Here is a 24,098-nt window from a genome sequence, read left to right on the forward strand (position 1 = left end):
GCTATTGCTAGTGGGAATGATTGTTATTGGTCCTGCTACTAACCCAAAAGCGCAACGCTTTATGGGTGCTTTTTCGTTTTTTAAGCCATTGCCCATGCGTGCATGGTAGCCTGTCACATTCATCCCCCACTGTGTTTTTGCCTGCATCGCGCCTGTGTGTGATCTCTGGTGCGAGCAGCATTTGTGGGGGCTCGGCGGCTCCTTGGGGGGAGCGCCGTCAGATTTACAGGAGAACAGCATGTTTGGCGATAAAGTGGTAATTCAGCATCTGAACAAGCAGCTAAAGAACGAACTAACAGCAATCAATCAATACTTCTTGCACGCTCGCATGTTGAACCATTGGGGCTTTAACAAGCTGGGCAAACATGAGTATGACGAGTCCATCGGCGAGATGAAGCACGCCGATATGCTGATCGAACGTATCTTCATGCTGGACGGCCTGCCTAACCTGCAGGACATGCACAAGATCATGATCGGTGAGAACGTGCCTGAACTGTTGGGCTGTGACTTGAAGCTGGAACAGGCTGCCCGTCAGACCGTGGTAGAGGCCATTGAATACTGTGAGTCCACACGTGACTACGTGTCGCGTGATTTGTTCTTGAAGATTCTGGACGACACCGAAGAGCACATCGACTGGCTGGGTACTCAACTGGAACTGATCGAGAAAGTGGGTCTGCAAAACTACCTGCAATCGCAGATGGGCGACCACGACGAGTAAGCATTCTGTTTGCTCAGGCGACAAAAAAAGCACCCGTTTTAGCGGGTGCTTTTTTATTGTGCCTGTCCGTTGTCTTGCAGGGAAGGCGGGCCAGCGCTCACTAGAGTGTGAGGGCCGAAGGCCAGGTCGTCCTCTTAGAAGGACTTGCTTGGGCAGCCAGCCACTTTGCCCCAGGCATTATTGGGGCCGCAGTACTTGTTGCGTGCTTCCCAGGAGCAGCTGGGTCGATCGAAAAAGCCTTTGTTGCTACAGGCATTGAGTTCTTGCTGCAGTTGAGCCTGCCAAGCGCCGCCATTGGATCCGGCGACCTGAATATCCTGAGGAGGCGGTGGCGGCGGAGTACCAACTTCGACGGGCTGAATAGGTTCAGAGCCACCCAGGTTCACGCGTGCAATTCCTTGCAATTCTCGGTTCTGCTCGGTCATGGCAATTTGAATAGCCTGCTCCAGCGAAATGGACGTGGTAGCCAGGGCAATTGGCGGCTTTTCTTCCGTCAACGTAGAAGTGTCGATTTCCCAGGCGATAGGCGTTGGGGCCTGGGGCACACCCAGGCGGCCATTCGGCAAAGGCTGTGGCGGTTGTGCGGTAAAAGGCTTGCCATCGGCATCGAGCGTAGGCAAATCTGAGGGGTCAGGGGTGGTGACCGCCATGGACTTTTCAGGGCCGTGCGCGATAAGCCAGTTCCCCAGTTCCAGGCCGCCCCACACTGAAGCACCTGCGGCCAGCAGCAAGACAGCAATGATAAAACGCCAGGGCATAAGCGATGTCTCGGTTGAATCAGGGGCAATCCGGTGGGCCGGATGCGCGTTATTAAAAGAAAAGAGCCGTCATTGTAGCGAAATGTCGGCCCTGCTCTTGTGACAGAATTAGACGGCATCCCCGAAAACGTGTCCACCGTGTTCACGTAATGCGTGGAATTCAATGCCCGGATTCAGCTCCTGAGCCACGCGCAGTTGCGCAGGCGACGTTGCTAAAAAGGCAATGGCCTCGACCACGTCATAGGCAATATTGCCCGCGTTGGTCTCGATAAACTTCTTCATGTCCTTGGGGTCTTTGGCCGTTACCCAGCGAGCCATATTGAAGCGGCTGGACGACAGGCGTGCTTCCACACCGTATTCGGTTTTCAGACGATGGGCCACTACCTCAAACTGCAGCTGGCCAACCGCACCCAGGAGCATCATGCCGCCTGCCATATGGGGTCGGAACACCTGAATGGCGCCCTCTTCACCCAGCTGGGTCAGGCCGGTACGCAATTGTTTGGTGCGCAAAGGATCTTTGACCTCAATGGACTGGAACAGTTCAGGGGCAAAGAAAGGCAAGCCGGTAAACTGCAGGTTTTCGCCCTCAGTCAGCACGTCGCCCAATTGCAGGATGCCGTGGTTGGGCACACCGATAATGTCGCCAGCAAAGGCATCGTCCAGCAGTTCACGACGTTGCGACAGGAAGGACACCACGTTATTGGGGCGAATTTCCTTGCCGGTACGCGACACTTTCAGTTTCATCCCGCGCTTGAAATGGCCGGAGCTGACGCGCACAAAGGCCACACGGTCGCGGTGAGCAGGGTCCATATTGGCTTGCACCTTGAACACCACACCACTGAACTTGGGCTCGTCGGGCTGCACTTCGCGCTGCAAGGCGGCGCGTGGGCCAGGAGCAGGCGCCAGGTCAACCAGTGCGTCCAGCACTTCCTGCACACCGAAGTTATTGATGGCCGAGCCAAAGAAAACGGGGGTTTGTTTGCCTTGCAGGAACAGGTCCAGGTCGAATTCGGGCGCTGCAGCATTGAGCAGTTCGATTTCTTCCTGCGCCTTTTCAAAGGGCTCGCCAAAGCGTTCGGCAATCACGGGATTGTCCAGGCCGGGGATGATTTCATCCTCGCCATGACGTTCCTGACCAGGTTTGAACACACGCATATGGTTGGCGCGCAGATTGAACACACCGCCAAAGCGACGCGCCATCCCGATGGGCCAGGAAAACGGCACCACTTCCATACCCAGGTGCGATTCAATTTCCGACAGTACATCCAGCGGCTCTTGAACCTCGCGGTCCAGTTTGTTCACGAAAGTGATGATGGGCGTATTGCGGGCCCGGCACACTTGCAAAAGGCGGATGGTTTGCGGTTCCACACCGTTGGCCGCGTCAATCACCATCAGGGCGGCGTCCACGGCGGTCAGCACACGGTAGGTATCTTCCGAGAAGTCCTGGTGGCCGGGGGTGTCGAGCAGGTTGATGACGCAGTCGCGGTATTCCATCTGCATGACCGAGGAGGCCACCGAAATTCCACGTTGCTTTTCAATTTCCATCCAGTCCGAAGACGCATGGCGGCTGGCTTTACGGGCCTTGACGCTACCTGCAATCTGAATCGCACCCGCGAACAGCAGCAGTTTTTCAGTCAGTGTGGTCTTACCCGCGTCAGGGTGAGAAATGATGGCAAAGGTGCGGCGTTTCTTGACTTCAGAGCGTATGTCACCGGACGACATTGAAAATCCTTGTGGCAGCGCCAGTCTGGCGCGTGGAAAACAGTGAGCGAATTATCCGTAAAGCAGGGCTTGGGGGCAAGCTGATGCGTGCACAAGGCTAACGCGACACGCTGGCCAATACCGTCCCTGCCAGAATAAATAGCGAACCGAACACGCGGTTCAGCAGCCGTACATGGCTGGCCTGACGGAGCAAATGCAACATGCGGGCGGCCAGCGATGTGTAGCAACCCATGGCCACCAGATCCGTAAAGCACAGGGTCATGGCGATCAGCAGGTATTGCAGCGGCATGGGCCGGCTCAAGTCCAGAAACTGGGGCATGATGGCCAGCAGAAACACCAGACCCTTGGGGTTGGTGATATTGATCAGGCAACCACGAATCAATAAATCGCGAATGCGAAAGTCGCTGGGTTCCTGACCTGTGACCTGCACCGGCATGGCGTCGGTGCGCAATTGCTTCCAGCCCAGATAAATCAGGTAGGCTGCACCCAGCCATTTGAGCGTGGTGAACGCCAGTTCCGAGCGCGCCAGGACTTGTCCCAGCCCCAGGCTGATGATGAATATCTGGATCATGATCCCGATATTCAGGCCAATTGCCATCCAGTAGCCACGCTTGAAGCCGTATTTCAGGCCGGAGGACATGGAGGAAATTGCACCTGGGCCAGGTGAAAACGAAATAACCCAGGAAGCCGCAAAAAAGGCGAGCCAGGTGCTCAGTGCCATGGTGTGCTCGGTTCAAAGGCGGGCGCTGTGCCCGCCTTTGGCAGGCACAGCCCCTTTTCAGGGTTTAGGCTTTGGCTTGGGCAGAACTGCGGTTGCTGCGGTTCGGGCCGCGGCTGTCCTGACGGCCACCGGGGCGACCTTGGCCAGCACGGGCTGCGCCACCACCTGCACCGCCAGGAGCGGCGCTGCGACGTGGGCGGTTGTCGTTGCCAGGACGGCGTGGACGGCTCTCGCCATTGCCACCACGGCCTTCAGCGGAGCGACCTTGGCCACCACCGTTGGGGCGACGGGCGCCAGGAGCACGAGCGCCAGGGGCGCTGTTGAAGCGGCGCTCTGCGTAGGTGTCTTCCTTGGCTTCTTCAGCCAGAGCAGCGCGCGAAGGAGGCGTCCAGCCTTCCACCACGATGCGCTCGATAGGATTGCGGGTCATGCGCTCGATCTGCTTGAGCAAACGCATTTCGCTGCGATCCACCAGCGACAGGGCCACGCCTTCGCTACCGGCACGGCCAGTACGGCCAATACGGTGAACGTAGTCTTCAGGCACGTTAGGCAGTTCGAAGTTGACCACGTAAGGCAGTTGATCGATGTCCAGACCGCGAGCGGCAATGTCGGTAGCAACCAGCACCACAACCTTGCCGTTCTTGAAACCGGCCAGCGCACGGGTACGAGCCGCCTGGCTCTTGTTGCCATGCAGGGCTTCGGCGGCCATACCGTCCTTGGACAGTTTTTCGGCCAAGCGGTTGGCGCCGTGCTTGGTGCGGCAGAACACCAGAACCTGGTTCCAGCCGCTTTCGCGGATGATGTGGCTCAGCAGGTCACGCTTGTGTGCCTGGTCAGCCAGAATCACTTGCTGGGTAATCAGTTCGTTGGTGGTGTTGCGGGCAGCAACGGCCACTTCGTCAGGGTTGTTCAGCGAACCACGGGCCAGTTCACGGATTTCGTCCGAGAAAGTTGCCGAGAACAGCAGAGTCTGACGATCAACCGGCATCAGGCTGATGATCTTGCGGATGTCGCGGATAAAGCCCATGTCCAGCATGCGGTCGGCTTCGTCCAGGACCAGGATTTCCACGCCGGTCAGGTCCACCGTGCGTTGACGCACGTGGTCCAGCAAACGGCCAGGAGTGGCGACCAGAATGTCCAGGGGCTTGCGCAGTGCATGGAACTGGGGGTTGATGTTCACGCCACCAAACATGACCATCGAGCGCAGACGGGTGTGCTGGCTGTACAAACGTACCGATTCTTCAACCTGGGCGGCCAGTTCACGGGTAGGGGCCAGGATCAGCGCGCGTGGGCGGCCTGGTTTGCGGTTTTGCTGAGGGTTGTTCAGCAGACGGTGCAAGATAGGCAGGGTAAAGCCTGCGGTCTTGCCAGTGCCGGTTTGAGCGGCAGCCAACAGGTCGCCACCTTCAATGACCTTGGGGATGGCCTGGGCTTGAATAGGGGTGGGGTGGGTATAGCCTGCGTCGGTTACAGCACGCAACAGAGGTTCTGCCAGCTCAAGAGAGGCAAAAGTGATTTGAGAGTCCAAGAATTTTCCAGTGACTAGCCCAAAAGCCCTCTTTGGGGCCCTACCAATCCAGGCTAAGGTGTTTTGTTATGGCGACAATGCCACGGCAGGGGCAAGAACGCCGCCTGCTGCAAGAGGCGCAGTGATTGGTGCGCTGCGCAATCTGCCATTATAGCGTGAAATTAGTAAAAATCCTCATTGACCATCTTGTATCATTTTGAGCGGTAGCGTTAAAACAACCTGCTTCAGACGTAAACGGTCAGGCGGATTGTCCCGCCGGATTTGACAGAAATTGTTAAGCGCCGCCATAGACGTACTTGTTATGCTGCTGTACGCGGTTTACGCTTGGCGTGCACGCACCGCCGGGCTCGGTTTGGCACGTGCCCGAGCGAATGGGTCCAAACCCGTTTTTGTTGTTTATCTGCTTATTTTTGCAGGAAAAAATCATGACATCATGGATACGATGGGTCTTTATCAGCAGCGTGGCGGTTTTGCTGTCTGGTTGTGGGTATAACGAGATCCAGCGCCTGGACGAGCAGGTCAAGGCCGCTTGGTCGCAAACCTTGAATCAATACGAGCGCCGCGCCGAACTGGTGCCCAAGCTGGTCAGCTCGGTCAATGCCTATATGGTTAACGAACGCGCCGTGCTCACGCAGGTAACCGAGGCGCGCGCCAAGGTCGGCACCATTCAGATGAAAGTGGATGATCTGGACAACCCCGAAGTGATGGCACGCTTTCAGGAAGCCCAGAACCAGTTGTCCTCGGCGCTGTCTCGTCTGATCGCCGTGTCGGAAAACTACCCGCAACTGAAAAGCGACGGCCTGTTCCGCGACTTGATGACGCAGCTGGAAGGCACGGAAAACCGGATCGCCACCGAGCGCGGCCGTTATGTGCAGACTGTGCAGGAATACAACCTGTTCATCCGTCAGTTCCCTACCCTGATTACCGCCAAACTGTTTGGCTACAAGGTCAAGGAAAACTACGGCGTGGATCGTCAAAGCGAAATCACGCGTGACCCCGAGGTCAAGTTTGATATCCCTGCGACTCCCGCTCCTGCCGGGTCTTGATTAATTCTGGAGGTGGCACCATGAACGTGCACGATCTTGCACTGACTGCTGGGCCTGGGTCTGCACGTTCTGGCAGGCTGGCGTGGGCCTGTGGCTTGTTGATGGCACTGCTGTTTTTGTGCTGGCCCTGGGCACAAGCGCAGGCCAAACCTGAACCTGTTCCCGCTATTGCGGGGTGGGTGACGGATACCACGGGTACGCTTAGCCCGGATCAGAAAGACGCCCTGAACCAGCAGCTCAAAGCCGTGGAGCAGGAAAAGGGCGCACAAGTCGTGATCCTGATGGTGCCCACCACGGGCGAAGAAACCATCGAACAGTACGCCCTGCGTGTTTTTGATCAGTGGGAAATTGGCCGCAAGAAAGTGGACGATGGCATCTTGCTGCTGGTGGCCAAGGATGATCGCCGTATGCGTATTCAGACCGGCTATGGCCTGGAAGGCGCGGTGACGGACTTGCAGGCGGGCCGCATCATCCGCGAACAGATGACGCCTCGCTTTATCGAAGGCAATTTCTACGCCGGTATCCAGGCCGCGGCCGATAGTCTGGTGGGTCTGGTCAACGGCGAAGAGCTTCCCCCTCCTCCTAAAAATGCACCTGTCACCTCATCGGGTGAAGAAGGCGTGTTCTGGGAGCCTTTGCTGGCTGTAGGCGCAATTGTATTTTTTGCTTCGCCGTTGTTTGCTGCCTTTGCCGCCGGGGTGTTCACGCTGGTGGTATCGGGCAGCATTGGCTTGGCCCTGCTGGCCGCTGTTGTCGGTGCAGGATTGAGCATGATTGGTCGACTCTTCGGGGCAGGCGGCAAGTCCAGCTCCGGGCGCGCCTCACGCCGTGGTGGCGTCATTGGTGGCCTGGGCGGTTATTCCTCCGGCGGGTTTGGCGGGAATGGCGGCAGCAGCGGCGGAGGCTTCGGCGGTTTTGGCGGAGGCAGCGGCGGTGGTGGTGGCGGTAGCGGAGGCGGTGGCGCTTCCGGTAGTTGGTAAGGCCACAGGAGAGCGATATGAATGTGAATTGGAAAGAACTCTCGGGCTGGGCATCGGTACACGGCCAATGGCTGCGCCGTCGATATTTCAATGCCGAAATGCTGGGCCATCTGGCCGAGCAGATTCGCAAGGGTGAAGAAAATCATAGTGGCGAGCTGGTCGTGGCGATTGAAGCGGTTTTACCCGCTCATGAGGCCGACAGCGCCCAGCGTGCGCTGGAGGTTTTCGGCCGTTTGCGCGTGTGGGATACGCCCTTGAACTCTGGCGTTCTGCTGTACCTGGCCCTGGGCCAGCGCCGTATCCATATCATTGCGGATCGGGGCATCAAGGCCGATCCGGCGCAATGGGCACAGATCTGTCAGCAACTGGAAAAAGACCTGGCCGCGCGCGAGTACCTGTCTGGCCTGCTGGCGGCTGTCAGTGCGATTGAAGCGGTCTTGCAGCAAGGAGCGCCATCCCAGGCGCCAGGCGCAACGCCGGCAAATGCCTTGCCTGACGAACCGGTATTGCTCTAAGAGATGGCCAGTGCCATGAAACCGTCTGAATCCGTCGGCTCCTGGCAGCAGCAAACTCTGGTGGAAGCCATACGTTTGCGCGAAACCCTGTGGGGGCCTGTTGAGGATCTGTCTGAATCGCGCCGCGCGCGGGCTGCGGGCGGTTCATTTGCACAACGCGTATCGGCACGGGCCTTGGCGTTGGCACGGCGCGACGGGCTGGAACAAGCCTGGACGCGTTGGTGGCGTATTGCCCGCCTGCTGTTGATCGCCATGGCCGTGCTGGCCTTGCTGGCCGGTGCCGGGACCGCCGCTGGTGCGCTGGGCGATGGCAGTCGAGCCGTGAATGTAGTGACGGCTTTGGGTGCTTTACTGGGTCTGCACGCCCTGACCTTTATTTTCTGGCTGTTCAGCCTGGTCTGGTCGGGCAAAGGTGCAGGCACAGGCAGTTGGGCGGGGGATGCCTGGTGGTGGCTAAGTCGCCGCTTCGTCAAAGGCGATGCCAGTCTGGTTCCCCAGGCGTTTGCCGCCGTGCTGGCGCGCCGGGGCAGTCAATCCTGGCTGGCCGGTCTGATCAGCCATAGCTTGTGGATGCTGGCCTTCTTGTCGGCCCTGAGCACCCTGCTGTTACTGCTGGCTTCGCGCCGCTATCACTTCAATTGGGAAACCACGCTTTTGACGCCAGATACCTTTGTCTGGCTGGTTGAAGGCCTGGGCGCCCTGCCGTCCTTATTGGGCTTTGCCCTGCCCGATACCCTGACCATACGCAGCAGCGATGGTCTGCAAGTGCTGGACGCCCAGGCTCAGGCCTTGTGGTCCAGCTGGTTATTGGGCGCGGTGGTGACCTACGGTTTGCTGCCGCGTGTGCTGGCTTTGGCCTGGAGCCTGTGGCAATGGCGTAAACATACCGCTCGTTTAAGTCTGGATGACAGCCTGCCTGGCTTGGCAGAGCTGCGTCCGCGTTTGATGCCCGTTAGCGAACCGACAGGTGTGGATGAATTGGCGTCGCCCGACAGAGTGGCTCGTATTCAAAGCCAGCCCAGCACGCCTTTGGCAGCCAATGCGCTGTGCGTGGTGGGGCTGGAGTTGCCGCCAGAACAGAGCTGGCCCCCTGCTTTCATGCAGGCGCAGATGCAGGATCTGGGCCGGGTGGACTCCCGGGCCGAGCGGCTGGATATTCTGGGACGCTTGCAGTCCGCAAGCCCCCGTCATTTGTTGATGGTGTGTGATGCTGCCCAGACGCCGGATCGCGGTGTGGTGGCAACGCTGGTTGAATGGGCACAATTGGCCCAGCAGTCTGATGTGGTGTTGCTGGATGAAGCCTTGGCCGACCCGGACCAGACACGCCGGCGCAGCTGGCATGAACGCTTGGTGGCGGCAGGTTTTGCGCCAGGGCAGATTCACGATCAATGGCCTGATGACTTGTCTTTGAAGGAGCCATCATGAGTGCGGCGGCTTTGACCTTGGCGGTGGTGGGTCACACCAATACGGGCAAGACTTCTTTGCTGCGTACCCTGACGCGGGATACGGAGTTTGGGCAGGTCAGCAATAGTCCCGGCACCACACGGCATGTGGAAGGAGCCCGGCTGACGGTGGACGGCGAGGCCCTGGTGGAGCTGTTCGACACCCCTGGTCTGGAAGACAGCATGGCCTTGCGGGACTTCATGGATCAGCTAAGCCAGCCCGGCGAACGTATTGATGGACCGGAGCGGATACGTCGTTTTCTGGAATCCCCGGCGGCACAGGGTCGTTTCGAGCAAGAGGCGCGTGTGCTGCGCAAGCTGCAATCCTGCGATGCAGGCCTGTATGTGGTGGATGCGCGTGATCCTGTCTTGAGCAAACATAAGGACGAGCTGACCCTGCTGGCCTATAGCGGACGACCTTTGCTGCCTGTGCTCAATTTCGTGCGTAGCCCACAGGCACGGGTGCAGGAGTGGCGCAGTGCTCTGGCACGCTTGGGGCTGCATGCCTTGGCGGAGTTCGATACCGTGGCACCGGCTTTGGATGGCGAGGCTTTGTTGTACGACAAGCTTGCCGTGCTGCTGGAGACGCAGGCCGGAGTGTTGCAGCAGTTGAAAGTGGATTTGACGCAGCAGGCGGTATGGCGGCGTCGGGACGCCTTGCGTCTATTGGCCGAGCTGCTCGTGGATGTGGCGGCCTGGCGGGTCAGCACACCCTCGGACAAGGAGTCCATGGAACTGGCCGCGCAGCAATTAAAGGAGCCGGTCTTGGCGCGCGAGGCCAAGAGTGTACAGGCTTTGCTCAAGCGCTACAGCTTTGGCCGTCAGGATGTGGTGGCGGATTTGCTGCATTTTGACGGTGGTCGTTGGGGCATGGACTTGTTTGACCCCCAGGCCTTGAAGGAGTTTGGCGTGCAGTTGGGCAAGGGCGTGGCTGCCGGTGCCATGGCCGGCGCGACGCTGGATGTGATGACGGGCGGTCTGAGCCTGGGAACCGGGACGGTTCTGGGCGCCTTGGCAGGTGGTTTGTGGCAAGGCGCGGACAAGTGGGGCCAGCGTCTGATGGGCAAGTTGCGGGGCGAGACTGAGCTTAGCGTGGATGATGCCGTCTTGCGCTTGCTGGCCGTGCGGCAGCTAAGCTTGATTGCGGCTTTGGAGCGGCGCGGTCATGCCGCACAGACGCCGATTCGCCTGGGCGAGATTGATGCCGAGAATTTCGATCAGGCCTTGCAGCGGGAATTGAATGTTTGGCGGGCGCAAGGCCTGCCGGAGGAACTGGCGCAGGCACGGATTCATCCGACCTGGTCTACTTTGCGCTCAGACTATGCGCCGGATTCGCGGCGTGAGGCGTGTGTGCAGAGTTTGGCGCAACGTTTGCTGGGGGCGCGTAATGCGCCTGGCGCGAATACTGTCGGGCAGCCGCAAGGATAGCCAGTCCCGGCTTATTTCTTTTCTTCTTTCATTAAGTGCGCGTAACAAACCGGCGAGCTGGGTTCATTGCCGTCGTGCAGGCGGTCCTCTTCGACCAAAGCCTGGATCACAGCCTGTTTGAGCACCGTCAGGTACGAGGTTTGCGGGTCGTGGGTGGCGGTCAGCAATTGCAGTGCACCTTTGCGAGCCAGCTTCATCAGGGGAAACAAGGCGTCGGGGTCGTGCTTCAGTTGTTCTTGATAACGGTGCTGGAATTGCTCGGGGGAGATGTCACCATTATGAAAAGCTTTGCGCAACTCGGTTGCGGGGCTGGCGTCGTGCAGCCACTGGATGTCGCCCAGTTCATCTTTGCTCAGGCCGCGTGGCCAAAGGCGGTCTGTGAGTACACGGGCCGTTTTGCCGGCAGGCTCATGGATGGCGTCGTATATACGACTTAAGGTGATCGTGTAGGGCATGACGGGCAGGCTGCGGTATGGCAGCCTTCCAGTAGTGTGTGGCCGAGGGGATGCTGCGGATTGCCAATCACATTAGCTGCAAGGCTGCTGTTTTGTATTTATACGGCGTTTTACGCTTTTTTGCTGACCAGGCCGTAGACAAAGAGAACGATGATGGCCCCCACGATGGAGCCAATCCAGCCTGCGCCTTCACCGGGCACGTACCAGCCCATGGCTTGCCCCAGATAGCCTGCGACAAAGGCACCCACAATACCCAGGATGGTGGTCATTATCCATCCCATTTTTTGATCGCCAGGCATGATGGCTCGTGCCAGCAAACCTACGATAAAGCCCACAATAATCATGGAGATAATACCCATCGTGCTACTCCTGTTCTGTGTTTGCCGGTCTGGGATTCGGACCGCTCTGCCTATCTTAGGTATGGAGTTTTTAGGCGTCTATCGTTTTGCGTTTTTGAAACAGTTAAAAACGTCAGGTTTTGTAAATGGATGGCCTTGTCATTCGCTTTTCTATGTCGTGTGATAGATCCCGGTCCCCGGGATCGGTCTAGCCCAGCAAGGCGGGTTTGCGTTTTTGCACCCACTGCGTGGCCTGCTCATACGCGTAGGACAGTTGCAGCACCGCCATATCGGCCTGGGCAGGACCCATGATCTGCAAGCCCATGGGCAGCCCGGCCGCATTAAAGCCTGCCGGCACGTTCATAACGGGCAGGCCTGCCAGGGAGCCGCCAATGACGATTTCCATCCAGCGGTGGTAGGTGTCCATTTTGCGCCCGGCGATTTCGCCAGGCCAGTGAGTGGTGCCCGCAAAGGGGAAAACCTGGGCGGTGGGCAGCACCAGATAGTCGTAGGTCTGGAACAGCTTGCGCAGGGCTTCGTACCATTTGCTGCGATTGATGGAGGCCTGGTAGACCTGGGCACCGCTCAGGTTCAGCCCGCCAGCCACTTCCCAGATGGCTTCGGGCTTCATCTTTTCGCGTAGCTCGGGTTTGGCGTACAGGCCCTGTGCGCTTCCGGCGACGGTGAAGTGGCGCAGTGTCAGCCAGGTTTGCCACAGCTGTTCCATGGAATAGTCGGGCTGGGCCGCTTCGACGGTGCAGCCTATGGTCTCAAAGCTCTTCAAGGCGCTTTGGCACAGGTCCATGATGCCGGCTTCCATAGGCAGGTAACCGTTGTAGTCGCCCAGCCAGCCGATGCGGGTCCCCTTGAAGTCGCGTTGCAGTTTGCCGGCGAATTGTTGTGGGTCCTGGCTGATGCTAAGCGGGCTGCGGGCATCGAATCCGGCCTGGGTGGACAGCAGCATGGCCAGGTCGGACACGGTACGGCCCATGGGGCCTTCGTAGCCCATTTGCTGAAAGAACACTTCAGAGGTCGGGCCATAGGGCACGCGGCCTTGGGAGGGGCGAAAGCCGTAGACGTTGTTGAAAGCACCGGGGTTGCGCAGGGAGCCCATCATGTCGCTACCGTCAGCCACGGGCAGCATGCGGGTAGCCAGGGCGACGGCGGCCCCGCCGCTGCTGCCGCCAGCACACAGATCGGGCTGGTAAGCGTTGCCGGTAGTGCCAAAAACGGCGTTGTAGGTGTGCGATCCCAGGCCAAATTCCGGGGTATTGGTTTTACCGATCAGAATGGCGCCAGATTGCCGCACCCGTTCCACAACGATGGCGTCTTGTTTGGGCAGATAGTCCTTGAAAATCGGCGAGCCGCTGGTGGTGACGATATCGACCGTTGCCGCCAGATCTTTTGGGGCTTGAGGCATACCGTGCATCCAGCCCATGTACTGGCCCGCCTTCAGTTGCTGATCGCGCTTGTCTGCCTGGGCCAGCAATCCGCTGCGCTCTTGCAGGGAGACGATGGCGTTGACCTTGGGGTTCACACGGTCGATATGGTCCAGATAGGCCACCATCACTTCGTGGCAGGAGACCTGGCGTTGGGCAATCCAGCCCGACAGAGTCAGCGCATCAGCCATGATGATGTCCTGGGCCGTGCCCGGACCGGGGGCCGTTTTCGCAAAGGCCTGGCGTCCCAAGGAAGGGGCCATGCCCGCCAGCGATAGCAGTCCGGTGGTTTTCAAAAAGCGGCGGCGCGCGTCCAGGGGTGCCGAGGTATCGGTCATGTTTGTCTCCCGTTTTTTTGTAAGGCCATCCAAGTGGCTAGGCCATTCTATGCAGGTACAATGCGCGGCTCAAACGCCAAAAAATCATCAAGTTGATGCGGTCTGTGCATAAGCCGGTTCAAGCGTCAGCAAGGGGACAAGCATGGACTTTCGCAAGCTGCGGCACTTTGTGGCCGTTTGCGAACACGGTACCTTTCATCGGGCCGCGCAAGCCGTCCATTTAAGCCAGTCCGCCTTGAGCCGTAGCATCCAGGCTCTGGAGCAGGAACTGGGCGTGCCGCTGTTCGATCGCAGCAGTCAGCGCATTTTTTTGACGCCTTATGGTCGGGTTCTGCTGGAGCGTGCCCACCGGGTGTTGCAGGAAGGCCGTGCCTTGCAGCGCGAGCTGGCCCTGCTTCAGGGCGAAGACGCAGGCAGCCTGCGCTTAGGGTTAAGCTCTACCCCCGCAGCGGTCTTGCTGCATCCGTGCATGGTGGCGCTGCTGGACGAATATCCGCGCTTGCGCGTGGACGCCGTGATTGGCCGCACGCTGGAGCTGATCCAGGGCCTGCGCCGCGAACGCTACGATATGGTGGTGCTGGACGTCAGCGCGGTGACTGACGTGCGTGGTCTGGATATTGAGTATCTGCCCGCCATGCAAGGCGATATGCTGGTTCGTCAGGGCCACCCGCTCTTGCAGCAGGAGTCGCTGGATTTTGCGGCGATCAGCCAGTATCCCGTGGCCTGCTCCGTGATCAGTGATGATTTGACCGACCGCCTGATTGCCGAGTTTGGTGCGCAAGGTCATCCCGACAGCTTTGTACGCTTTTGTTGTGATAGCTTCAGCATTCAGCGCGACGTGGTGCTGGACAGCGATATGGTCTTGATGAGTGTGCTGGCGGCAGTACGGCGCGATATTGAGGCCGGTGATCTGGTGCCGCTGGGCCTTTTTTCTTCGTCCTTGTCCGGGCACTATGCCCTGGTGCGCTTGTCGGGCCGCACGCAATTGCCGGCTCTGGATATTGTTTACGATCTGGCGCGTCGCCTGTGCAGGGCCTAGGCTGCACGCTACGCTTTCTGATCTGCCTTGTTTGAGGGTGTGCCGATGACGATTCCCTTGCCCATTCTGGACCTGCAACAGTCAGGTGCCGAACACTCTTTTCGTGCGTTCATCGGCTGGTGGCCAGACGCACAAACCCGCGCCTGGCTGGCGGAGCAGGCGCAGCACGCACAGGCGATGTATGGCGGTCGGATGATGCAGCCTGATCACTTTCACTTAACCCTGGCGTTTCTGGATGGCAGCCGCGTGTCTGACTTGCGGACCTTGGCGACGCAGATGGCGCACTGGGCAGTGCCGCCGATCACGCTGGACCTGACGATACGGGATGTGTTCGAGAAGCCTCAAGTGGTGTGGGCCGGGCCGGACGAGTCGCAAACCCAAGCACTGGCGGCCTTGCAGCAGTGGCATGACGAGATTTGGGCCAAGCTGACGGCCCTGGGCTGGACGCAGCCACCGCGTCGTTTTCGCCCGCATGTGTCCTTGCTGCGCCATGCACGGATCACTGCCGATCAACCCCATTGCCATCCTTTGCCTGGGCAGCCGTTTGTAGGTGATGGCGTGGGCCTGATCGTTTCCGTCCCCGGTGAGCAGCGTAGCCAATATCATCTGGCCGCCATGATGAAGCCTGAAAGGACAGGTGCATGAATATCCGTTTTTTAGAAACCTTTATCTGGATTGCCCGTCTGGGCAGTTTCCGTGCGGCAGCGAACAAGCAGCATCTGACGCAGGCTGCTGTTTCAGGACGGATTGCTGCCCTGGAAAGCGAGTTTCAGAAAACCCTGTTTGAGCGCGGCCACCGCGATCTGCGCCTGACGCCGGCAGGCCGCAAACTGATGCAGTACGCCGAGCAGATGCTGGGCATGGAGCACGATTTGCGTGAAGCCCTGGCAGGCTCCAGCCGCTTGAGTGGCCGGGTGCGCCTGGGCGTGGTGGAGTCCATTGTGCATACCTGGTTCAAGGATTTGATTCGTCAGCTGCATGCGCTCTACCCCGAGCTGGAAATTGAGCTGACTGCCGAGTCCACCTTGCGCCTGCACGATCTGCTCAAGCGCGGCACCATTGATGTGGCCTTGCAGACCGACCCCATCATGGGAGACGGCATACGCAACCTGCCTATGGGCTCCATGCGCATGGGCTGGGTGTGCATGGCTGATGAATCCATGCCGGTACGTAGCGGCTTGCAGGAACTGGTGCAGCGCTGGCCTTTGGTGACCTTCCCGCGGGGCTCCCAGCCGCATCTGGCCCTGGTGCAACTGCTTGAACCCTTGCCTGTCGATCAGGCCCGGATTCACTACGTTTCTTCAATTGCCGCCAGCACGCAATTGATCGAAGCTCAACCTTGCATTGCAACTTTGCCTCTGGCGGCAGTCAGCCGTCAGCTGGATAGCGGCCTGTACCAGGAAATTGTGTGTGAGCATGCCTTGCCCGACTTGCGCCTGGTCGCCAGTTGGCGGCCCGATCCTTTAACGCAGACCGCCCAGGCGGTGATTGGAGTGGCTTTGGAGCGCATGCACCATTTTGCGGCCGAGCATCCTGGGCTGGCTTTACCTCCGCCAGACACGCGTGTCTTCGCGATTTAGCGTTTGAGGGTTTTCCCCTTGCCTGCGCATGTGTACTGAGCGTGGGCTTGCTTGATAATCTATATACCGCGCCACTCGCTTGAACTGATCGCTTTTTCCTATTGCCCCAGGCTGAAATAAACCGTTTGGAATCCGCCCAGAAGCCGTTGGACACTCCCATAAAGAGTGTGCAATGACTTTGATTCAGGAGGCTTTCGTGTCTGCTACTTTTCGTACTGATCGTGATGCGCCGGGGGAACTGTTCATCTGGACGGATATCGCCCCTGAGCATGAGCAGGATTTCAATCAATGGTATGAGCGCGAGCACATGGCTGAACGTGCGGCCATACCCGGCTTTCAATGGTCGCGCCGTTATGTGCGCCAAGGTGCCGGGCGCAAGTACCTGGCCTTGTACCGTACCGAGTCCCTGCGCGTCTTTGGCACCGCGGAATACAAAAAGGCTTTTGAGCAGCAAACGGACTGGTCCAATACCAACTTTGCCCGCATGAGCAATACCCAGCGCCGCGTGATGGCGGTGTCTTTGCTGGGCGGTGCCGGTACGGGTGCCGTGGTCTTGCTGGTGCGTCTGCCTGAGCTGGCCCAACGGGAAGCCCTGGCGCGTCAATGCGCCGCCTACCTGGAACAGACCGATGGCCTGCTGGCCTTGCGCGTGCTGACTCCCGATCCCGAGTTGTCGACCCCTTTACCGTCCGAGGATGTGCAACAACGCAGCCTGGACCCCTACCTGGTGGCTGATCTGACCACCTTGAATGCTGCTCGTACCCTGGCTGCCCGCTTGCAGCAGGATCTGGGAGTGGCGACCAACGATGTATCCGAGTTTTCTTTGCTGTGGGATCTGCAGTCACGGGATCTGAATGCGGGCCGCTCATAAGGCGGCCATCACCTCAATTCTTGGGAGAAGCAACATCATGATCAAAAAACTACTTTCCATGGCTTGCGTTCTGGCTCTGGCTGGCACCGCGCAGGCGGCGACCAACTGGAACATGAGCACGGAGCAGCCTGATAACAACTTCCTGACGCAAAACGCGCGTGAGTTTGCGGCGGACATCAAGGCGGCCACCAACGGGGAACTGAATATCAACGTGCAATCGAACTCGGTGCTGCTCAAGCGCCCCGAGGTCAAGCGTGGTGTACAGCAAGGTGTGGTGCAGGCTGGTGAAATGCTGGTGGCGGCCATTGGCAACGAAGATCCTTTGTTCGAGGTCGATAGTGTGCCGTTCCTGGCCTCCTCCTTCGATCAGTCGGAAAAACTGTGGAAAGCTACTCGCCCCTTCCTGGCCGAGCGTTTGGATAAGCAGGGTATTGTGCTGGTCTATGGCTCGCCCTGGCCACCGCAAGGCATCTACACCAAAAAGCCGGTGGAACAGTTGTCTGATCTGGCCGGAGTCCGTTTCCGTGCCTACAGCCCAGCTACCAGCCGTTTGGTGTCCTTGATGGGGGCCGTGCCCACCACCGTGCAAACACCCGAAGTGCCGCAAGCGTTTTCCACCGGCATTATTGATGCCATGCTGACCTCGCCCGCCACGGGTGTGGATTCGCAGGCCTGGGATTATGTGAAGTACTACTACGACGCCCAGGTGTTCATTCCACAAAGCTTTGTGATCATCAACAAACGTGCTTTCCAGCGACTGCCGGAGAACGTCCAGAAAGCGGTTCTGGAGGCGGGTGAACGTGCGGAACAACGTGGCTGGGCCATGTCGCGCGAGCAGACTTCCAAGCTGACCCAGACCATGGCTGACAAGGGCATGGTCGTCGGCCAGTTAAGCGAGAAGCTGGCTGGCGAGCTTCATGCCATTGGCCAGACCATGACCGAAGAGTGGCTGAAAAAGGCCGGTGCCGACGGCCAGAAGCTGCTTGATACCTACCGTCAGCCCTAAACAAGGAGTGCGTCCATGATTGTGCTGGAGCGTATGGCCAGAGTATGCGGCGCACTGGCCGCACTCTTTCTATGTTTGATCGGGGTGGTGGTGACAGCGCAGATTGTGGCGCGCCTGTTTTCCATGCAAATCCCCGCTTCGGATGACTTTGCAGGCTGGTTTATGGCAGCGTCGATTTTTCTGGCGCTGCCCTACGCCATGCTGCATGGCGACCATATCCGTGTGTCCTTGTTACTGCAGGTGATCCCGGAGCGTCTGCGACGCCCTTACGAGTTGTTGGCCACGCTGATCGGGGTCGCGCTGGCCGCCTGGTGTACCTGGGAAACCGCCCATTTTGTGTATGAGTCCTTCATTTACAAGGAAGTAGCGCAGGGCATGGTGGCGGTGCCGCTGTGGATCCCCCAGATCGGGATGCCCATTGGCTTGGGCTTGCTGACCTTGATGTTGTTGCGGCGTTTGCTGCGTGTGGTTCAGGGTCAAGAATTGGAGGCGACTGAACATGGCTGATTTATCTCAGGCAATTGTGCTGTTTGTTGTTCTGCTTGCCTTGCTGGCCAGTGGCGTGTGGGTGGCGCTGGTTCTGATCGCTTGCGGTATCCTGTCTATTTTTCTGTATGCCGACGCGCCTGCAGGCATTATTTTTGCGACCAAAGCCTGGGACTCCTCGGCCAGTTGGGCCTTGACGGCTTTGCCCCTGTTTATCTGGATGGGGGAGATTCTGTATCGAACGCGGCTGGCCGAAGACATGTTCAGCGGCCTGGGGCCGTGGGTGCAGCGTTTGCCGGGTCGTCTGGTACACGTCAATACCTTGGGTTGCGGCATTTTTGCCGCGGTCAGCGGTTCGTCGGCGGCCACGGCAGCCACGATTGGCCGTATTTCCCTGCCTGAACTGAAGGCGCGGGGTTATGACGACAGCATCAGTATTGGTTCTTTGGCTGGTGCCGGCACCTTGGGCCTGCTGATCCCGCCTTCCATTGTGATGATTGTGTATGCGGTCGCCGCACAGGTATCCATCATCCGCTTGTTCGTGGCAGGTGTGCTGCCCGGCATTTTGTTGATGTGCCTGTTCTCGGCCTATATCGCTTTCTGGTCCATTCGCCATCCGGATCGTGTGCCTCCGGCAACCGAGCAATTAAGCCTGGGCGAGAAGGTTCGACGTCTGCGTTTGCTGCTGCCCGTGGTCTTGTTGATTGTGGCGGTGATCGGGTCGATTTACGGAGGCATCGCCACAGCCACTGAAGCTGCTGTGCTGGGAGTGATAGGTTCCCTGGTGATTGCGGGTGTGGGTCGTTCACTGAACTGGAAAACCTTTACCGCCAGCTTGTTGGGCGCGGCACGCACCTCGTGCATGATCTCCTTCATTCTGATCGGTGCCGCTTACCTGACCAGTGCCATGAGCTTTACCGGCCTGCCGGCAAATCTGGCAGCCTGGATCGGCTCCCTGGGCCTGAGTCAGTACGCGCTGATTGCAGTGCTGACGGTGTTCTTCATCATTCTGGGTGCGTTCCTGGACGGTATCTCGATTGTGGTCCTGACTACTTCGGTCTTGCTGCCTGCCGTGATTGCCGCTGGCATTGATCCGATCTGGTTCGGTGTCTACCTGATTCTGACAGTGGAAATGGCCCAGATCACTCCGCCTATTGGTTTTAACTTGTTCGTGATTCAGGGCATTACCGGGCGCAACCTGTTTGAGCTGGTACGTATGGCGTTCCCGTTTTTTCTGTTGCTGGTTCTGGCGACAGTCCTGGTGACGATATTCCCGCAAATCGTCATGGTCTTGCCTAACGCCATGTAAGGGAGGCTGGAGATGGCAATTGCCTATGTAACTTTGGGCTCGCAGCGCTACAAGGTAGAGCGCGCCTGGACTCAGGCAGATATCAGCAGCATCACCAGTGTGGCGGTGCTGGCTGATGGGCGCATCGCCGCCTTGTTGCGTCGCCCGGCCTGCGTGCTGGTGCTGGCCCCGGATGGGCAGGTGTCAGCCCGCTGGTCCCTGGAGGATGTCCTGTGCCCGCACCATATCAGCGCCAGCCCGCAAGGCGGGGTGCTGGTCACGGATCTGGACGGACATCAGGTTCTGGCGCTGGATGCCCAGGGCCATGAGCAATGGCGTTTGGGCAAACCCGAGCAGCCACGTTGGCAAGAACCGTTCAACCATCCTACCCATGCGGTCGAGTGCGCCGCTGGTGGTTTGTGGGTCACTGATGGCTATGGCAATACCGTGGTCCATCGCTTTGATCCGCAACGCCAATGGTTGGCGGCATTGGGGGTGCCGGGCTCCGGCCCCTTGCAGTTCAGCACGCCCCATATGTTGGCCTGTGCCGCCGACGGCTCGGTCTGGGTGGCGGACCGGGAAAACAACCGAGTCCAGCATCTGGATGCGCAAGGCCGTTATCTGGGCGAGCTGCGCCCCATGCACAAACCCATGGCCGTGGCCGTGCAAACAGATGGTTCGGTGCTGGTTAGCGACCAAACAGCCAGCCTGTCTTTATTCGATCCGGATTCAGGCACCCTGGTGGGACGTTGCCGGGTACAAGGCGTGTACGGACACGGCCTGTCCGCCGGTTTGGACGGGCGTATTTATATAGCGGAAATGTTGCCGGATTGTTTGACCTGCTTACAGCCTGCTTAATTGTCCACAAAGCATGAAAAAGTAGTCGGCGCTATGGAAGCTCTCAGAGCAAATCCATTAGACTATGCGCATGAATACGTCCGTGCCTCTGTATGTTCGTACAGATTCCTCCGGCCAGCTGCAATTGCTAGGCGATTGGTCCTTGCGTCACTACGAAGCGCTGCAAAGCAGTTTGCGCTCGCTCAGTGACAAGCAGGGCCGTTGGTCTTTGGATTTCAGCGAACTGAAGTCCCTGGACACCACAGGTGCCCAAGTCCTGTGCGAATGGCTGGGTGCCGAGCGTGTGCAGGCGGCCTTGGACAGTGCGCAAGGCTTGTCCAAAGAGCGTCATCAATTATTGCAAACCGTTGCCAAGGCGATGAGCCGCATGGACCATGAGCAGTTGGTCGCGGCGCGCTGGGGCATTACGGATTTGTTCGAGCGCGTGGGCCTGTCCATGGTCCACATCTCGCGCAATGTGCGTGAGCTGCTCGGCTTTATCGGCCTGACGCTGGAAACCCTGATTCTGAATATGCTGCGGCCCAGCCAGTGGCGCGTCACCTCGATTGTGGCGCAACTGGAAGAAACGGCCTTTAACGCCGTGCCTATCGTGGCCTTGCTGACTTTCCTGGTGGGCGCGGTGATCGCGTTTCTGGGGGCGACGGTGTTGGCGGACTTTGGTGCCACCATCTACACCGTGAACCTGGTCGGCTTTTCCTTTTTGCGTGAATTTGCGGTGCTCTTGACCGCTATCCTGATGGCAGGCCGCACCGCCAGTGCCTTTACCGCGCAGATCGGCTCCATGAAAGCGAACGAGGAAATCGACGCTTTACGCGCCCAGGGCTTGAATCCCATGCTGATTCTGGTCATTCCGCGTGTATTGGCGATGCTGCTGGCCATGCCTATCTTGACCTTTGTGGGCATGGTGGCGGGGATTTTCGGTGGCGGGCTGGTCTGCGCCCTGATTCTGGATATTTCACCCACCATGTTCATCAATATTTTCAATCAGGATATTGATTTGCGGCACTTTGTGCTGGGCATGGCCAAGGCTCCGATCTTTGCCTTTTTGATCGCCGTGATTGGTTGCCAGGAAGGTTTTAAAGTCACCGGCAGCGCGCAGTCCGTGGGGGAGCACACGACCTCGGCGGTGGTGCAGTCCATCTTTATCGTGATCCTGATTGATGCGCTGGCCGCGCTGTTCTTCATGGAGATGGGATGGTAGACACCGCCGCTCGTCCCATTATTCAAGTACGTGACCTGGACAATCGCTTTGGCGATCACGTTGTGCACGAGCATCTGGATATGGATGTGTACCCTGGCGAGATCGTCGGTGTGGTGGGCGGCTCCGGTACGGGCAAGTCCGTGCTGCTGCGCTCCATTCTGGGATTGCGCCCGCCTACTGGCGGCACGGTACGCATTTTTGATCAGGAAATTGGCACCCTGTCGCCCGAAGATCGTTCGCGGCTGGAGCGCCGCTTGGGCGTGCTGTTCCAGCAAGGCGCCTTGTTCTCCTCGCTGACGGTGGTGGAGAACATTGCCATGCCCTTGATCGAACATATTGGTCTGTCCCGCTCCGACGCTGAGCATATTGCCGCTATGAAAATGTCCCTGGCGGGCTTGCCGGCCAATGCGGCCACCAAATATCCGGCCGAGCTGTCTGGTGGCATGATCAAGCGTGCCGCCCTGGCACGTGCTCTGGCGCTGGACCCGGAAATCCTGTTTCTGGACGAACCTACTGCCGGTTTGGACCCGGTGGGCGCGGGTGATTTCGACCAGCTTATTTTGACCTTGCGCGATGCGCTGGGATTGACCGTGTTTCTGGTTACACACGATCTGGATACGCTCTACACCATTTGTGACCGAGTGGCCGTGCTGGCGGAAAAGCGCGTGCTGGTCAACGACACATTGGCGCGGGTAGAGCAAGTTGATAACGACTGGATCCGGGAGTACTTCCACGGTCCACGGGGACGGGCCGCCGAACAGGCCCAAAACCGTCGTCAGGAGCATAGTTAATGGAACCGCGTGCCCATCATGTATTGATCGGGGTCTTTACCTTGGTAGTGGCTGTGGCTGCTGTCCTGTTCTCGCTTTGGCTGGCCAAGGCCGGGCAAGATGCCGAGACCCGCGATTACGATATTGTCTTTCTGGAAGGTGTGCGGGGTCTGTCTCGGGGCAGTGCCGTGCAATACAACGGCTTGCGCGTCGGTGAAGTGCGCCAGCTGCGCCTGGACCCGAACGACTTGCAGCGTGTGCGTGCGCAAGTGTCAATTCAGGCTTCCATCCCTATTCACGAAGACACCCAGGCTCGCTTGGCACTGGCTGGCATTACCGGACAGTCCGTGATCGAACTTAGTGGTGGGACACCCAACAGCCCCTTGCTGGAAGCCACCGGCGATGGCCTGCCCATGATTGTGGCCTCGCCCTCCCCACTGGCTCAGTTGATGGCTGGGGGTGAGGAGTTGATGACGCAAATTTCCAAGCTGCTGGATAACGCCAATACCTTCTTGTCGTCCGAGAACTCCCAATCCCTGTCGGCCAGCCTGCAAAAACTGGAAGTCTTGATGGGTCAGCTCTCGACCGCCAGCGAAGGCGTGCCCTCGTTGGTGAAAGAGCTGTCCCAGGCCAGCCAGCAAGCCACCACTTTGCTGTCTTCCACACAAGGTCTGGTAGACCGCCAGGGTACGCAGGCCATGAATGCCATCCAGAAATCCATGGAGGATTTCAGCCGTGCGACACAAAGCCTGAACAAGCTGCTGGAGCAAAATTCGGCAGCCATTGGCCGGGGTGCTCAGGGTCTGACCGAGATCGAACCCGCCTTGCGTGAATTGCGTCAGGTACTGGCTGGTTTCCGTGCCGTCACCTCTCGTCTGGAAGATAATCCAGCCGGCTACCTCTTGGGTCGCGACAAATTACAGGAGTTCACACCATGATGCCCACGGTTGTGCGTCGTTTCTTGCAGGTATCCCTAGTTGGTCTGGCCGTTTTGTCCACCGCCTGCTCGGTTCTGCCTCAGGCGGAATCCCTGACTTATTATCAGCTTCCGGCCACTAGCCTGAAGGCCCAGCAAGCACCCGCTTCGCACAAGAATCTGATTATGCAGGTGAACCGGCCTCACGCCGAACGGTTGCTGGCCAGTTCACGCATCACGGTCCTGCCCCAGGGCAACGAACTGAGTGCTTATAAGGGCGTACGCTGGGGTGACGATGTACCCGCCTTGTTGCGTAATCGTCTGGCCGATGCCTTGCGTGACTCGGCGCAGTTCCGGGCGGTGGTGCTGGATACCGAGTCCGTCATTGCTGATGTAGAGGTAGGCGGTACGCTGGGGGCCTTCCAGGTCGAGTATATTCAGGGTGCCCCACGGGTACGGATTCAGTTTGATGCGTTAGTACGCGATCAGCGCTCGGGCCAGTTGATTCAGACCCGTCGTTTTGTCGCTCAACAGGATGTTGTTGGCACAGCCGTGCCACAGGTGGTGGAGGCATTTGGGCTGGCTACGGATGCCTTGTCCTTGCAAGTTAGCCAATGGTTGGCTTCTTTAACTGTTCAGGCCCCTGCACCTTAAT

Annotated in this window: 25 protein-coding genes; 18 read left to right on the forward strand and 7 right to left on the reverse strand. The window is 58.7% G+C overall.

The annotated features are described in order from the left end of the window. Positions 1–238: 238 nt before the first annotated feature. Positions 239–718 (forward strand): bacterioferritin, encoded by a 480-nt coding sequence (gene bfr, locus CPY64_RS18545; RefSeq protein ID WP_035268652.1) that lies wholly within the window; start codon positions 239–241, stop codon positions 716–718. 134 nt (positions 719–852) lie between these two features. Here the strand turns inward: bfr and CPY64_RS18550 are convergent, their stop codons facing one another. The 4 genes from CPY64_RS18550 to CPY64_RS18565 all read right to left on the reverse strand — a co-directional run bounded on the left by CPY64_RS18550 (position 853) and on the right by CPY64_RS18565 (position 5,447). After that, positions 853–1,476: a hypothetical protein gene (locus CPY64_RS18550; RefSeq protein WP_042484731.1), complete on the reverse strand. Its 624-nt coding sequence runs from the start codon at positions 1,474–1,476 to the stop codon at positions 853–855. 108 nt (positions 1,477–1,584) lie between these two features. Continuing rightward, positions 1,585–3,198: a peptide chain release factor 3 gene (locus tag CPY64_RS18555; RefSeq protein ID WP_042484729.1), complete on the reverse strand. Its 1,614-nt coding sequence runs from the start codon at positions 3,196–3,198 to the stop codon at positions 1,585–1,587. A 97-nt stretch (positions 3,199–3,295) separates the two neighbouring features. Next, on the reverse strand, positions 3,296–3,919 hold the full coding sequence (locus CPY64_RS18560) for a LysE family transporter (RefSeq protein WP_042484727.1): 624 nt from the start codon (positions 3,917–3,919) through the stop codon (positions 3,296–3,298). A gap of 64 nt (positions 3,920–3,983) precedes the next feature. After that, positions 3,984–5,447: a DEAD/DEAH box helicase gene (locus CPY64_RS18565; protein ID WP_009460248.1), complete on the reverse strand. Its 1,464-nt coding sequence runs from the start codon at positions 5,445–5,447 to the stop codon at positions 3,984–3,986. Between the two features lie 425 nt (positions 5,448–5,872). Here CPY64_RS18565 and CPY64_RS18570 point away from each other — a divergent pair, with 425 nt between their 5' ends. Genes CPY64_RS18570 through CPY64_RS18590 form a run of 5 tightly spaced genes read left to right on the forward strand, consistent with a single transcriptional unit; the run spans position 5,873 to position 10,858 of the window. Beyond that, positions 5,873–6,493, forward strand: a complete 621-nt coding sequence (locus tag CPY64_RS18570; RefSeq protein WP_042484724.1) for a LemA family protein — start codon at positions 5,873–5,875, stop codon at positions 6,491–6,493. A gap of 20 nt (positions 6,494–6,513) precedes the next feature. Further along, the gene (locus CPY64_RS18575) at positions 6,514–7,473 is read left to right on the forward strand and encodes a TPM domain-containing protein (RefSeq protein ID WP_080723751.1); all 960 of its coding nucleotides are present in this window, start codon (positions 6,514–6,516) and stop codon (positions 7,471–7,473) included. Between the two features lie 17 nt (positions 7,474–7,490). Further along, positions 7,491–7,988 (forward strand): TPM domain-containing protein, encoded by a 498-nt coding sequence (locus tag CPY64_RS18580; RefSeq protein ID WP_042484721.1) that lies wholly within the window; start codon positions 7,491–7,493, stop codon positions 7,986–7,988. Positions 7,989–8,003: 15 nt separating this feature from the next. Next, entirely contained in the window at positions 8,004–9,413 is a 1,410-nt protein-coding gene (locus tag CPY64_RS18585) for a DUF2868 domain-containing protein (protein WP_042485244.1), read from the forward strand. Continuing rightward, a complete protein-coding gene (locus tag CPY64_RS18590) occupies positions 9,410–10,858 on the forward strand; it encodes a DUF3482 domain-containing protein (protein WP_042484718.1) in 1,449 nt (482 codons plus the stop codon). The genes CPY64_RS18585 and CPY64_RS18590 overlap by 4 nt, the downstream gene beginning before the upstream one ends. A gap of 11 nt (positions 10,859–10,869) precedes the next feature. Here CPY64_RS18590 and CPY64_RS18595 read toward each other — a convergent pair whose 3' ends face one another. The 3 genes from CPY64_RS18595 to CPY64_RS18605 all read right to left on the reverse strand — a co-directional run bounded on the left by CPY64_RS18595 (position 10,870) and on the right by CPY64_RS18605 (position 13,428). Beyond that, complete coding sequence (locus CPY64_RS18595) at positions 10,870–11,313, reverse strand: DUF488 domain-containing protein (protein WP_042484715.1); 444 nt, start codon at positions 11,311–11,313, stop codon at positions 10,870–10,872. Between the two features lie 110 nt (positions 11,314–11,423). After that, positions 11,424–11,672, reverse strand: a complete 249-nt coding sequence (locus CPY64_RS18600) for a GlsB/YeaQ/YmgE family stress response membrane protein (protein ID WP_042484712.1) — start codon at positions 11,670–11,672, stop codon at positions 11,424–11,426. Positions 11,673–11,859: 187 nt separating this feature from the next. Next, positions 11,860–13,428: an amidase gene (locus CPY64_RS18605; protein ID WP_080723750.1), complete on the reverse strand. Its 1,569-nt coding sequence runs from the start codon at positions 13,426–13,428 to the stop codon at positions 11,860–11,862. 142 nt (positions 13,429–13,570) lie between these two features. Between CPY64_RS18605 and CPY64_RS18610 the strand changes: the two genes are divergently transcribed. The 12 genes from CPY64_RS18610 to CPY64_RS18665 all read left to right on the forward strand — a co-directional run bounded on the left by CPY64_RS18610 (position 13,571) and on the right by CPY64_RS18665 (position 24,097). Continuing rightward, positions 13,571–14,467 (forward strand): LysR family transcriptional regulator, encoded by an 897-nt coding sequence (locus CPY64_RS18610; protein WP_042484709.1) that lies wholly within the window; start codon positions 13,571–13,573, stop codon positions 14,465–14,467. A 45-nt stretch (positions 14,468–14,512) separates the two neighbouring features. Beyond that, the gene (gene thpR, locus CPY64_RS18615) at positions 14,513–15,112 is read left to right on the forward strand and encodes an RNA 2',3'-cyclic phosphodiesterase (protein ID WP_042484704.1); all 600 of its coding nucleotides are present in this window, start codon (positions 14,513–14,515) and stop codon (positions 15,110–15,112) included. Further along, a complete protein-coding gene (locus CPY64_RS18620; RefSeq protein WP_042484701.1) occupies positions 15,109–16,047 on the forward strand; it encodes a LysR family transcriptional regulator in 939 nt (312 codons plus the stop codon). Before thpR ends, CPY64_RS18620 begins: the two co-directional genes overlap by 4 nt. Positions 16,048–16,243: 196 nt before the next feature. Beyond that, positions 16,244–16,918 (forward strand): DUF4286 family protein, encoded by a 675-nt coding sequence (locus tag CPY64_RS18625; RefSeq protein ID WP_042485238.1) that lies wholly within the window; start codon positions 16,244–16,246, stop codon positions 16,916–16,918. Between the two features lie 37 nt (positions 16,919–16,955). Further along, entirely contained in the window at positions 16,956–17,924 is a 969-nt protein-coding gene (locus CPY64_RS18630; protein ID WP_035274876.1) for a TRAP transporter substrate-binding protein, read from the forward strand. A 15-nt stretch (positions 17,925–17,939) separates the two neighbouring features. Then, positions 17,940–18,431 (forward strand): TRAP transporter small permease, encoded by a 492-nt coding sequence (locus CPY64_RS18635; protein ID WP_042484698.1) that lies wholly within the window; start codon positions 17,940–17,942, stop codon positions 18,429–18,431. After that, a complete protein-coding gene (locus CPY64_RS18640) occupies positions 18,424–19,719 on the forward strand; it encodes a TRAP transporter large permease (protein WP_042484695.1) in 1,296 nt (431 codons plus the stop codon). The genes CPY64_RS18635 and CPY64_RS18640 overlap by 8 nt, the downstream gene beginning before the upstream one ends. 12 nt (positions 19,720–19,731) lie before the next feature. Next, positions 19,732–20,556 carry an NHL repeat-containing protein gene (locus CPY64_RS18645; RefSeq protein ID WP_226791432.1) on the forward strand — a complete coding sequence of 275 codons (825 nt, stop codon included), beginning with the start codon at positions 19,732–19,734 and terminating at the stop codon, positions 20,554–20,556. A gap of 64 nt (positions 20,557–20,620) precedes the next feature. Continuing rightward, positions 20,621–21,757, forward strand: a complete 1,137-nt coding sequence (locus CPY64_RS18650; protein ID WP_042484692.1) for an ABC transporter permease — start codon at positions 20,621–20,623, stop codon at positions 21,755–21,757. After that, entirely contained in the window at positions 21,751–22,548 is a 798-nt protein-coding gene (locus tag CPY64_RS18655) for an ABC transporter ATP-binding protein (protein WP_042484690.1), read from the forward strand. The genes CPY64_RS18650 and CPY64_RS18655 overlap by 7 nt, the downstream gene beginning before the upstream one ends. Continuing rightward, a complete protein-coding gene (locus CPY64_RS18660) occupies positions 22,548–23,465 on the forward strand; it encodes an MlaD family protein (protein ID WP_042484687.1) in 918 nt (305 codons plus the stop codon). The genes CPY64_RS18655 and CPY64_RS18660 overlap by 1 nt, the downstream gene beginning before the upstream one ends. Continuing rightward, a complete protein-coding gene (locus tag CPY64_RS18665; RefSeq protein ID WP_042484683.1) occupies positions 23,462–24,097 on the forward strand; it encodes an ABC-type transport auxiliary lipoprotein family protein in 636 nt (211 codons plus the stop codon). Before CPY64_RS18660 ends, CPY64_RS18665 begins: the two co-directional genes overlap by 4 nt. Position 24,098: the final 1 nt, after the last annotated feature.

Source organism: Alcaligenes faecalis, from assembly GCF_002443155.1.
GTDB classification, from domain to species: domain Bacteria; phylum Pseudomonadota; class Gammaproteobacteria; order Burkholderiales; family Burkholderiaceae_B; genus Alcaligenes; species Alcaligenes faecalis.